This window comes from Staphylococcus condimenti, assembly GCF_001618885.1.
In the GTDB taxonomy this organism is placed as follows: Bacteria; Bacillota; Bacilli; order Staphylococcales; family Staphylococcaceae; genus Staphylococcus; species Staphylococcus condimenti.
The window spans coordinates 1467104-1480226 of record NZ_CP015114.1 but is presented as its reverse complement, the minus strand read 5'-3'; the positions used below and the strand labels follow the sequence as shown (position 1 = coordinate 1480226).

Genomic DNA, 13123 nt, shown 5'->3' with positions numbered 1-13123 from the left:
GGATCTTGAAGTTAGAATTTAGAAAAAGTATAGCAAACAAAATAGTATTAACACTAGGGCCTTTATTTATTTTTCTTTTCTTATTAGGCTATTTTTTGCCAGTAGGTATAGATAAAGTTAAAAGTTTAAGCTATGGACAATATTTCTTTAGTGCCTATACGGTCTTAACAGAATTCGGATTTTTATTATTCTCTTTTATTATCTCATATTTTATAAATAAAGAATACTCGAATAAAAACACTCTTTTTTATAAGTTGATAGGCGAAAATATCTTTTCTTTTTTTATAAAAAAGTAGCAATACTCTTTTTAGAATGCTTGATTTTCATATTTTTAGGTATTACGGTTGTTTCTTTGATTTTCTCTAATTTTTCTCATTTTATATTACTTATAATATTATTTTCATTAGTTGTCCTCCAATACATATTAATAGTAGGGACAATAAGCATACTTTCTCCTAACGTATTAATAAGTATTGGATTTAGTATTATTTATTGGATTGTTTCCATCATCTTAGTAGCTGTTAATAAAAAAATATTTGGCATACTAGCTCCATTTGAAGCTAGCAACTCTATGTATCTATCTGTAGAAAAAATATTGAAGAACAAAGAGGGATTAATTAATTTGAATGATATTACTATTATAATAATATTTTTTATGCTTATATTTATAGTTAATTTCATCATATTAGCATTGTCTAAAAAGAGATGGTTGAAGTTGGGTATGTGAGTTTTATATCGTATAGCGGCTATCAATTAATCACTGTTTTTTCTTCAGTCGCTCAAATAAGCTTAATATTTCACATATAAATAATTACGTGTTTTAAGAAGTCTTTAGCTAATCAGGCGTCTATTTTTAAGCAATTAAATACTTAATTAAGCATCAATGAATTATTAAGAATAAATTATAGCAAGCACAAGCTGTATTGAACCAAGCGCAACCAGGCATTAAAAATGTTGAACAATACAAAGCATTCGTAAACCATCGTTAATAGTATAAAGATAAGCAGTCTTTCTCATGTACATTGTTGCATATAGGAGGCTGCTTTTTACTTTATATGTTTTGACAAAACTCAGCAAAAAATCTATAAAACTGAGTGTAAAATTGGATGCACTATCATCTGCAAACATGAATTTAAATGGAGCGGGTAAAATATAAATAATATGTTTTAGAAGAAATGTAGATGAGGAGGAACTTTTGTGACTAAAGACTTAGCAATCATTGTTCCAGTTTACAATAAAGAATTATTTTTAGATGATACTATGAAATCAATTGATAACCTAGATATCGATAAATCTGAAATTGAAGTGATTTTTATAGATGATGTCTCTACAGATCAATCTTTAGAAAAATTAAAAGTATACGAAAATGAATATGACTATGTAAAAGTAGTGGAATTAGAAGAAAATACAGGCAGCCCTTCAACACCTCGAAATGTTGGAGTGGAAGTATCAGATAGTAAATATATTACTTTTTTAGATGCTGATGATTGGTTGGATGCAGAAGGTTTTCCTAAGCTGCTGCAACAAGCATTAGACACACAAAATGATATTTTATTTGGTCAAAGTTTACGCCATAAAGATCATTCGATTAGTAAAATTGCACGTTTTTCTTCTTATGAAACAGCGTATTACCTTGTACCTTATGAGATTGATAAAATATTCAGAGCAGTAGGACCGCCTGGAAAAATCATTAGAGCATCTGTCATTAAAGAGAATGATATTCAATTTGAACATATGAAATACGGCGAAGATAAATTATTCTTTACAGAAGTAATAGCAAAAGCACAATCAGCTGGTATGAATGATGCTGTTGCATATCATGTCAATCGCTATGGGGTGAATCAATCATTAATCAGCGAAACAGATATCTTTGAAAAAACGTCCTGTAATCTAGAAGTATTGAAAAAGCTGTTTGAATTAGACATCCCTGAGACAGCACGCCATAATGCTATCAGTCGTATTATAGAGATGGATTATTTATCACGATTGTTTATGAATAAGCGTTTTTTAAAAAGCGAAGATAAACAATTATTTTATGATGCTTTTGCTGAAATGGAAACGATATTAGATAGACATCATCTCAATATTAAAGATTACCTTACTGAGGATAAATATGAAAAAGTCTATCAACTACTTAGTCAGTCTGATAAAGAAAAAGCGGTGAAACTTATTGAAATTCTCGTTAAAGGCGAACGTGCGCCACGTTATGTTTCAAATGGATTAGTCCACTTTGTATTGCCTGAAACATTACAAGAAATCGCACCGCTGACAGAAGAATTTTTTGCTGTTTACAGCGGTACAGAAGAAGCGGATGGCCAATTTTACGAGGTGATTCAACTTTATAAAAAAATGGCGGCACAAATCAGTCGTGTGCAGTTGGTGAAATTAGGAGATGAATCAGTAACAAAAGATGTTGGATATCAAGTCAGAGGAGGAAGATTGCGCGTTCCGACAAAAGAATTGGAAGAGGCAGATTTCAATTTTAATATTCAAATTACTTATGATTATTATCGTCCATGTACAGTTAATATGAATTTACCGAGTGCGATTAAGCATCATGCGTTAAAACGTCAGCAATTTAAAGCTGAGTTTGAGGATAAACGGTTTAAGAACGAAACAAATCAACCTAAATTTGTTGATACGACTAAGTATTATGATGAAAACCCAGGAAAGGTATTCGCAGCTAAGCAATTTAAAGTATATGAAGATGTAGAGTTTCAAAAAGAAGCTCCACGCGAAATTGAAGTCGGCGAGTTGTTTACGGTCGAAGATATTCAGTATACAGAAAAAGGAACACCACGTTTGACTTTAAAAGATGGCTCAGTTGTTACTGCAAATAAAAAGTTCGTATCCGTGTTAGATGAAGCAAAGGGTAAAGATTATTTAATTGAACCTCCTCGTAAAGTACAGGTATTAAAAGTATGTAAAGCTTATAACGACCGTAATTTTAAAGATGAAGCGGGCGCGAAGTTTGCAAAAGACGATATTGAGAATATCACTAAGATTGTATTTTCTTCTAATGGCACTCCACGTTTGAAGACAGATAAAGGCATTTATATGACCGCTAACCGTAATTTTGTAGAACCGATTCAATAAAATAATATGTATAACATGTGAACATTATCAGGGTCCCTTTTAGGGGCTCTTTTTTTATGTGCTTAAATATTAAATCTATTTAACAAATATTAATTTTTAATTATATGTTTTGAATAATTTAAAGGAATATAATAGAAGCGGAAGAAGTCATCAATAGACCTATGAGGAGTGAGACATCATGAAATGGAAAGAAATGTTAGTCACATTAATTCCTGCATCTGTATTAATCTTAGGAACAATCATGCCAAGCGAAGTTATTGCACGAGATATCAAACAAGATGAAATCGGTAAAGATGGGCAAGTCACGAAACGCACACAGGTTGGTTCGGACATTAATGGTGGATTTACGCAAATTTTGAATTTTGATTTTATCGATGATCCGAAATATGACAAAGATGCCTTAGTCTTAAGCACTAAGGGTAATATCGCATCTCAATTAGAGTATGGAAAATTCAGAGAGAACCCCTTATTTTTTAGTCAAATGAGATTTCCTGGTGAATTTGGTGTACGTATCCATGTGAAAGATAATCCGAAAACAGAAATATTGGATTATTTACCTAAAAATAATATTGAAAGTGTCGATGTATCAGAAACATTTGGTTATAACATCGGCGGTTCTATTTCATCTAACGAATCTGGCAGTATTACTGGAGGTGTCAACTATAGTAAAACAATCAACTATAAACAAAATAACTATCGAACGCTTTTAAGCAGTGATACAAGTAATCAAAGTGTGGGTTGGAATGTAATCGCAAGTAGTTTGTTTTATAACGGACATACAAATGTGCGTGGTGATTTAAATTTATTCCGTAATGATGCAGGCGATCGTATCGAACATGACCCTCGTACATTCTTAGCTGGTAAATCTACTTTACCGTCATTAGTGAGAAGCGGATTTACACCAGATTTCTTAACATATCTATCAAATGATAAGCAAAATACTAAGACTCAAATTACAGTGAGATACCAACGTCTGAATGATGAAATTGATGCGGCGTTTTACAGTTCCAACTTTGCTATAGTTCCACAAATGGGTCGTTACTATATGAATATATCTGGAAATGCCTTTACAGCAACTTATGAAATTGATTGGAAAAATAAAAAGGTGAAAATGTTGAAACAAGAATCAGAACAGATTGGCAAATCACCTTTAGAGAAGGCAGGTGAATAAGATGAGAAGCGGTATTTTAAAAATTATCACGTTAAGTACGTTATTAGCATTAACGACAGGTACAGCAGCTTCACTTACAGATCAAGCAAAGGCGAATTCTAATTTCATTACTGAAGTAAAAAATAATGGGACAGAAAAAGTTGCTTCAGATTCAATGATATATAAAAGAACAGCGACAGCGAGCGATTTAAACAAACATATCACACAAAGCCTGCAATTCAATTTTATTAAAGATGAGAGTTACGATAAAGAAACAGTGGTGTTGAAGACGGCAGGTAATATTGCAAGTAATGCTCGTATTTTAGACCCTTATGCAGTGTATACAAGTACAAAGCGTTGGCCAGGAGAATATAAAGTATCTGTCAATTTACCTGAAACAGATTCAACGGCAATTATCGATTACGCACCACGTAATCATGACGAAACACGTGAAGTTTCTGATACAGTCGGTTTTAACATCGGCGGTGGACTCAATATCAAAAAAGGCGGCGATGCGAATATCAATGCTAAATATAATTTCAGTGAAACGATAAAATATAAACAAGATGCTTATCGAACGTTTTTAGAAACACCGACTACAGGCAAAGATATTACGTGGGGTGTAGTAGAAGCGTATAACATTAATGTTAGAGGATACGGTCCTTATAACAGGGAAAAAGAAAATGATAAACTCGGTTTATATGGAAATGAGTTGTTTTTAAACGGCAGAAAAAGCAGTAAAAATGCAGGTAAAAACTTTGTGGACCAGAATCAACTTCCTGCTTTGATTGCAAGTTCATTTAATCCGGAGTTTCTCACAGTATTTTCTCATGACTATGATGACAAAGGTAAATCTATCATAAAAGTAAAATATGAAAGAGTTATGGATGACTACTTAATCACTTGGAAAACTTTCTATTGGAAAGGTTTTAATAATAAAAATGTCGCAAAAGAATCTATCACAGTTGCATACGAAATTGATTGGGATAACCATAATGTTAAAGTGATAGGTGCAGTATAAACGTATATCGATAGTTCTTAAGAGATATCATGCTTAAGAACTATCGATATTTTTATATCTAATTTTAGAAGAGTATTAAATTTATTGATTATTTTATCTAGTTAGCTCAGGCTATGCATGATTCCTTGACGTACTTGAGGGAGTTAAGGATTATAAATTTTGTAAATGTTCCGATAATTCATTGACATGTACAAAAGAACGCGGTATGATTCATAACATAATTATTTTCAGACAATTCGTACATCACTACTATTTGAATTGTTGCTAACAGAATTTATATAATATGAGGGGAGAGTATTTATTTGGATTCTAAAATCACTTATACAAACTTCGCCTCAAATCCTTTTGATTCATTGAATATTTTTGATGAAACAAAGGGTGCGTATCATGTCTTGAAGTGGGCTTATGATACTTACGGAGATGAAATTGTATATGCTTGCAGTTTCGGAGCTGAAGGCATCGTCTTGATTGATTTAATTTCACAAGTGAAACCTGATGCAAGAATTGTATTTCTCGATACAGGTTTGCATTTTGAAGAGACTTATGACTTAATCGATCGTGTTAAAGCAAAGTATCCAGAATTGAACATTGAATTGAAAAAACCAGACTTAACTGTAGACGAACAAGCAGAGCATTATGGTGACAACCTTTGGAGAAGAGACCCGAACCAATGTTGTTATATTCGTAAAGTGAAACCATTAGAGGAAGTATTAACAGGGCAGATAGCTTGGGTTTCCGGACTCAGAAGAGAACAGTCGCCGACAAGAGCCAACACAGACTTCTTAAACAAAGATGAACGTTTCCAATCCGTTAAAGTTTGCCCTTTGATTCATTGGACTTGGGATAATGTTTGGGACTACATTAAATCAAATGAACTACCGTATAATACGCTTCATGATCAAAACTATCCGAGTATCGGATGTGCTCCTTGTACTTCACCTGTAGCAGCTGGAGGAGATTCAAGAGAGGGCAGATGGTCGAACAACATGAAGACAGAATGCGGACTGCATGTAGGCCGTAAGTCTTAAGTTAAGCCGCGGCAAAATTTTTTGTTGTTAATTCTTAGTAAACCTATTGGAATTAAACAAACCTATTAGTGACTTACGTTTAGGTTCCGTAAAATATATTTTTTTAAGCATAATTCCTACTAAAAAACTAAGAATAAAAATTAATATATGGAGGGAAGACACTTGAGTTTATCATCAACAAACAGTCCGTTCAACGATGAACAGGCACAACTTATTAATCAAGCTTTATCAACCTTATCTAATGACCAAAAACTTTGGTTAAGCGGTTATTTAACTGCAAATATGCAAGGCAGCGAAGCAGGCACAGTTCCAACAGCTGGTGCTGTACAAGTACCTGAAACAGCAGGCGCACAAGCTGCACAACCGCAAGTGATTGAACCGAGAAAAATCACAGTATTATTCGGTTCTGAATCAGGTAATGCCCAATGGGTAGCAGAACTATTAGAAAGCAAACTAAAAGAAAAAGATTTTGATGTAACATTGTCTGAAATGGATCAATATAAAACGAAAGATTTGAAAAAAGTAGAAGATTTACTCATTGTAACCTCTACTCACGGTGAAGGAGATCCACCTGATAATGCAGTTGAATTCTATGATTTCTTGTATGGGCGTAAAGCACCTAACCTTGAAGGTGCACGTTTCTCAGTATTAGCTTTAGGTGATCAATCATACGAATTCTTCTGTCAAACTGGTAAAGATTTCGACGCGCGTTTAGAAGAATTAGATGCAGATCGCATCTTGCCTCGTGTCGATTGCGATATTGACTTTGAAGAATTGGCGAATGAATGGATCGACAATATTATCAATGAATTAGGTGACCAAGAAGTAAAGCAAGTGGTTCAAGATGCACAGAATGAACCGATTCAAAATGATGTAGCTGCGCCAGTTTATTCTCGTACTAATCCTTATGAAGCAGAAGTATTGGAAAACGAAAAAATCACAGGTCGCGATTCTAACAAAGAAGTACGTCATCTTGAACTTTCACTAGAAGGATACGGCGATGAGTATGCACCTGGAGATTCTATTAATATCTTGCCTGAAAATGATCCAGAACTTGTAAATGAATTAATCGATATGCTTGATTGGGATTCAGAACAAGAAATTGAAGTAGATACACAAGGTACAAAAATGACGTTATCTGATGCATTAACTTCTTATTTTGAAATTACTAAATTAACGAAACCATTACTTGAAAGTGCGGCACAAATTTTTGATAACGAAGAATTGATGGACCGTCTTTCAGACAATGCATGGGTTAAAGATTATGTATACGGCAGAGACTTGCTCGATTTATTGGATGATTTCCCTACGGAATCATTACAACCTGACCAATTGCATCAAATCTTAAGAAAAATTCCAGCGCGCAGTTATTCTATTTCCAGTAGTAATCAAGCTAATCCGGACGAAGTGCATATCACAGTATGTGCAGTACGTTATGAAGCACATGACCGTGACCGCTCTGGTGTATGCAGTGTTCAATTAGCAGAACGTGTTGAACCAGGGGACAAATTAAAAGTGTATTTGAAGAAAAATCCAAACTTCAAATTTCCATTTGATGAAACAACACCAGTGATTATGATTGGACCAGGTACTGGCATTGCACCATTCCGCGCAGTATTGCAAGAACGTGAAGAATTAGATTTAACAGGTAAAACATGGTTGTTCTTCGGTAACCAACATTTCACAACAGATTTCCTTTATCAAACAGAAATCAAAGATTGGTTAGATAGCGGCGTTTTAGAAAAAGCAGATGTTGCCTTTTCAAGAGACCAAGAAGAAAAACGCTATGTGCAACATTTAATTGATGAGAAAAGCGAAGAATTCTATGACTGGCTAAGAAACGGTGCAGCTGTTTATGTCTGCGGTGATGAAAAAAACATGGCAAAAGACGTACATCAAGCGATTGTGCATGTCCTTGAAAAAGAAGGCGGCTTAACTGAAGAAGAATCAGAAAACTATTTAGCAGAATTGAAAAAAGAAAAACGCTATCAACGTGACGTTTATTAATTTCTAAGGGGGGATAGTCCACGATGGCGAAAAATGACAACGAATTATATAAAGGTTTAGATGATTTAGAACGTAATAAAGGGGAGAGTAATTATCTCCGCGGAACGATTGTGGAAGGGTTGAATGACCCTATCACAGGTGCTATTGCAGAAGACGATACCAAATTACTGAAATTCCACGGAAGTTATATGCAAGATGATCGCGACTTGCGTCAAGAACGTCGCAAACAAAAATTAGAACCGCTTTATGCATTTATGATTCGTGTACGTATTCCTGGCGGTAAAGTCTCTACAGATCAATGGTTGAAATTAGATGCACTTGCTGATAACTATGCGGGTAAACAAATCCGTTTAACAACCCGTCAAACAATGCAGTATCACGGTATTTTGAAGCGTAATTTGAAAAAATCAATGCAAAGTATTCATGATGCAGTACTTGATTCTATAGCAGCATGCGGCGACGTGACGCGTAACGTAATGTGTAATCCTAATCCATATCAATCAGATATTTATGCAGAAGTTAATCAAACTGCTGACAGTATCAGTCAACACTTGCTTCCGAAAACAACGGCTTATCATGAAATTTGGCTAGATGGCGAAAAAATTGTAGATACGAAAAAAGAAGACCATGAACCGATGTATGGCAAAACGTATTTACCACGTAAATTTAAAATCGGTATTGCAGTTCCGCCTTCAAATGATATCGATGTATACTCTCAAGATATTGGTTTGATTGGTATTGTAGAGAATGACGAGCTGATCGGATACAACGTCTCTGTCGGTGGCGGAATGGGCATGAAACACGATGATTTGAGAACTTATCCGCAAGTGGGTAAAGTCATTGGTTTCATTCCGAAAGATAAAGCAGAAGAAGTTTGCGAAAAAATCTTAACAATCCAACGTGATTATGGTGACCGTTCAGATCGTATGCAAGCACGTTTTAAATATACAGTTGACCGTAAAGGTCTTGATTGGATTAAACAAGAATTGAATGACCGATTAGGATGGGATTTAGAAGAAGCCAAACCATTCGAATTTGAAGATAATGGAGATCGTTTAGGCTGGACAGAAGGTTCAGGCAAACATCATTACACATTATTCATTCAAAATGGACGTATCAAAGATACTGAAGATTTCAAATTAAAAACTGCAATTAAAGAATTGGCTAAGGTGCATAAAGGCGACTTTAGAATGACGCCAAACCAAAACTTGATTATTGCAAACGTAGATGAAAAAGATAAACCTGAAATTCAGAAAATTATTGAAAATTATGGACTGACAGATGGTAAAAACTATAGTGGATTGCGCCGTAATTCTATGGCATGTGTAGCTTTCCCAACTTGTGGTTTGGCAATGGCTGAATCTGAACGTTATTTACCTTCATTAGTCAATAAAATTGAAGATTTATTAGATGAATTCGGTTTGAGTGAAGAAGAAATTACAATTCGAATGACAGGTTGTCCTAATGGATGTGCGCGTCCAGCTTTAGCTGAAATTTCATTTATCGGTAAAGCACCAGGTAAATACAATTTCTATCTTGGCGGCAGCTTCAAGGGCGACCGTTTGAATAAGTTGTATAAAGAAAATATCGGCGAAAAAGAAATCTTAGAAAGTCTAAAACCTATCTTAGAACAATACAGTAAAGAACGTGAAAAGGACGAGCATTTCGGTGACTTCGTTGTACGTAAAGGTATTGTTGAAAAAGTGACAGACGGACGTGATTTCCGCGGTTAATATTTAAATCAATGAGGTGATCAGATGGGAAAAGTATATATAGTTGGAGCAGGCCCGGGCGATCCGGATTTAATCACCGTCAAGGGTATGAAAGCCATTGAGAAAGCAGATGTGATTCTATATGATCGCCTCGTTAATAAAGCATTATTAGAATATGCTAAACCAAATACACGATTAATTTATTGCGGCAAAGATCCGAATGGTCCTTCTATTCCGCAAGCAGAAATTAATAACTTACTGGTTAGCCTAGCAAGCAAAGGGCATATTGTCACACGCTTAAAAGGCGGTGACCCTTTCTTGTTCGGCAGAGGTGCAGAAGAAGCAGAAGTACTAGCAGACCAAGATTTGCCATTTGAAATTGTACCAGGTATTACATCAGGCATTGCAGCACCTGCGTATGCTGGTATTCCTGTTACACATCGAGATTATAGTTCATCTGTTGCTTTTGTAACAGGCGTGAACAAGTCTAAAACTTTTAAACAAGATTATTGGAAGCATTTAGCAAGGGGACCTGAAACGTTGTGTATTTATATGGGTGTTAGTCGATTGCCTGAAATCAGTCGTTTATTAATAGAAAACGGCAGAGCAGCAGAAACACCTGTAGCACTTGTGTATCAAGGCACTTCAGAAGTTCAAGAAACTGCAGTCGGCACATTAGAAACAATTGTTGAAGATGCAAAGCATTTTAAAAATCCTTCTATGATTATAGTAGGTGAAGTGGTGCGTATGAATCGTAAAATCAACTGGTTCCAAGAATACGCACAGCACCAGCAATTAACAGAAGCAGCATTGCAGTAGTATATTAATTCCTAGCAGTGAAAGGGTTGAAATTGAAGAAACTTCGCCCTTCTTTAACATTAAATCCTTGTAAACCTATAAGAATAATATAATTAAAGGCTTGCAAGTTAGATAAAATAAAGTGAAAATTTTGAAATCATTTATTTGAAGAAAGGAGCAGAGACAATGAAAAAATTATTGGTTATCGCTTTTGTCGGTTTCTTTGCACAATTGATTGACGGTTCCCTCGGCATGGGGTTCGGTGTAACTTCATCATCAATTTTATTAACACTCGGACTCACTCCTGCCATTGTTTCAGCGACAATTCATTTTTCTGAAATTGCAACAACAGCAGCATCAGGTATTTCGCATATGTCATTTGCAAATGCGGACAAAAAACTCATTCTAAGATTGGCGGTGCCGGGATCCATGTTCGCTTTCATTGGCGCAGCATTAGTCAGTCATCTGCATGCAAGTATCGTCAAACCAGCCGTTGCTTTGTTCCTGATTTCAATCGGTATATATATTTTGTATCAATTTGCATTTAAAGGAAAGAAAAGTTATACCGACGGTCCCCCGCCTAGTAATAAATTATTAATTCCGCTCAGTTCAGTAGCTGGATTCTTAACTGCTGTAGGCGGAGGAGGTTGGGGACCTGTAAATACTTCTGTTTTGGTTTCAAGACGCAATGCGAATGTGAGACACGTAATTGGAAGTGTTTCTGTCAGTGAATTCTTTGTCACAATCGCAGCATCTGTCAGTTTCTTGATTTTCTTAGGATTAGATCAAATCAATTGGGGATTAGTAGCAGCACTAAGTATCGGCGGTGTGGCAGCAGCACCATTTGCAGCATGGATGGTTAAAGCGATTCCAGTTGAAGTGCTCGGTATTTTTGTCGGTGGATTAATTATTTTTACGAACAGTAATACATTGATGAGTGCTTTTGGAGCTGACGCATCAATGTCAACTTTTGTAAGAATTACAGTGGTAGTCGCATGGTTAGTACTATTGTTCTATACGTTAAACAAAGCAGGAAAATTACCCAATTTTTTTCAAAAAAAGCAAACGCACAAAGTAGGAAAAAACTAAACAAGGGAGATGGATAGTATGGCAACAGCAACTCAAATTATTAATTATACAAGTACACCTCACGGCGGTGAATTAATTAATCGTCAACTTGAAGGTGCGGAGAGAGAAGCGTTAATTAAAGAAGCTGAAGCATTCCCAAAATTAACGTTAAATGCATGGAGTTTATCTGACTTAGAGTTAATCGCAATTGGTGGTTTCAGTCCATTGACTGGGTTTATGGGAGAAGCAGATTATACGAATGTTGTAGAAAACTTGCACTTAGCTGACGGTACATTATGGAGTATTCCGATTACATTACCTGTAACAGAGGAACAGGCTGATGAATATGAATTAGGTTCTAAAATTGCGCTATACGGAGAAGACGACAAGCTTTATGGCGTTTTAGATTTACAAGAAAAGTTCACATACGATAAAGAAAAAGAAGCTAAAAATGTTTACGGTACAACTGAAGAAGCACACCCAGGTGTGAAAAAAGTATATGAAAAAGGAAATGTTTATTTAGCTGGACCTATTCAATTAGTGAATCGTCCTGACCACAGTGAGTTTGAAGAATTTGAATTAGATCCGATTGAAGTAAGACAAATGTTTCATGATTTAGGTTGGAAAACAGTAGTTGGTTTCCAAACACGTAATCCAGTTCATCGTGCGCATGAATATATTCAAAAGAGTGCTTTAGAAACGGTTGATGGATTGTTGTTGAATCCTTTAGTAGGTGAAACAAAAGCAGATGATATCCCAGCAGATGTACGTATGGAAAGCTATCAAGTGATTTTGAAAAATTATTTCCCGGAAAATCGCGCACGTTTAGCAATATACCCTGCTGCAATGCGTTATGCAGGACCGCGTGAAGCTATCTTGCATGCGATTGTACGGTTGAATTATGGATGTACACATTTCATCGTAGGTCGTGACCATGCTGGTGTAGGTGATTACTATGGTACATACGAAGCGCAAGAACTTATTTCTCAATACGAGGATGAATTAGGTATTAATATTTTGAAATTTGAACATGCATTTTACTGCACGAAATGTGAAAACATGGCAACGGCTAAAACTTGCCCGCATGATAAAAAATATCATGTACATTTAAGCGGAACAAAAGTACGTGAAAAATTACGTAACGGTGAACCATTGCCGAAAGAATTCTCAAGACCTGAAGTAGCAGAAGTGCTGATTCGCGGTTTACGCAGACATAGAGAACAAAATGGGGAGGCTTAAAGTA

9 protein-coding genes and 1 pseudogene are annotated in these 13123 nt (G+C 35.5%); all 10 read left to right on the top strand.

What is annotated here, in order from left to right:
- Positions 1 to 5: 5 nt before the first annotated feature.
- The 10 genes and pseudogenes from A4G25_RS07465 to sat all read left to right on the top strand — a co-directional run bounded on the left by A4G25_RS07465 (position 6) and on the right by sat (position 13119).
- Positions 6 to 727, top strand: a pseudogene (locus A4G25_RS07465) (peptide ABC transporter permease).
- 470 nt (positions 728 to 1197) lie between these two features.
- Complete coding sequence (locus A4G25_RS07460) at positions 1198 to 3096, top strand: glycosyltransferase family 2 protein (RefSeq protein ID WP_047132250.1); 1899 nt, start codon at positions 1198 to 1200, stop codon at positions 3094 to 3096.
- 178 nt (positions 3097 to 3274) lie between these two features.
- Complete coding sequence (locus A4G25_RS07455; RefSeq protein WP_052766757.1) at positions 3275 to 4267, top strand: leukocidin family pore-forming toxin; 993 nt, start codon at positions 3275 to 3277, stop codon at positions 4265 to 4267.
- A 1-nt stretch (position 4268) separates the two neighbouring features.
- Positions 4269 to 5267, top strand: a complete 999-nt coding sequence (locus tag A4G25_RS07450) for a beta-channel forming cytolysin (protein WP_047132249.1) — start codon at positions 4269 to 4271, stop codon at positions 5265 to 5267.
- 302 nt (positions 5268 to 5569) lie between these two features.
- The gene (locus tag A4G25_RS07445) at positions 5570 to 6295 is read left to right on the top strand and encodes a phosphoadenylyl-sulfate reductase (protein WP_047132248.1); all 726 of its coding nucleotides are present in this window, start codon (positions 5570 to 5572) and stop codon (positions 6293 to 6295) included.
- A 162-nt stretch (positions 6296 to 6457) separates the two neighbouring features.
- A complete protein-coding gene (locus A4G25_RS07440; protein ID WP_047132247.1) occupies positions 6458 to 8302 on the top strand; it encodes an assimilatory sulfite reductase (NADPH) flavoprotein subunit in 1845 nt (614 codons plus the stop codon).
- A 23-nt stretch (positions 8303 to 8325) separates the two neighbouring features.
- A complete protein-coding gene (locus A4G25_RS07435; RefSeq protein ID WP_047132246.1) occupies positions 8326 to 10035 on the top strand; it encodes an NADPH-dependent assimilatory sulfite reductase hemoprotein subunit in 1710 nt (569 codons plus the stop codon).
- Between the two features lie 24 nt (positions 10036 to 10059).
- Positions 10060 to 10833, top strand: coding sequence for a uroporphyrinogen-III C-methyltransferase (gene cobA / locus A4G25_RS07430; protein WP_047132245.1), 774 nt, complete (start codon positions 10060 to 10062; stop codon positions 10831 to 10833).
- 165 nt (positions 10834 to 10998) lie between these two features.
- Entirely contained in the window at positions 10999 to 11901 is a 903-nt protein-coding gene (locus tag A4G25_RS07425) for a sulfite exporter TauE/SafE family protein (RefSeq protein WP_047132244.1), read from the top strand.
- 18 nt (positions 11902 to 11919) lie between these two features.
- On the top strand, positions 11920 to 13119 hold the full coding sequence (sat, locus tag A4G25_RS07420) for a sulfate adenylyltransferase (protein ID WP_047132243.1): 1200 nt from the start codon (positions 11920 to 11922) through the stop codon (positions 13117 to 13119).
- Positions 13120 to 13123 lie beyond the last annotated feature (4 nt).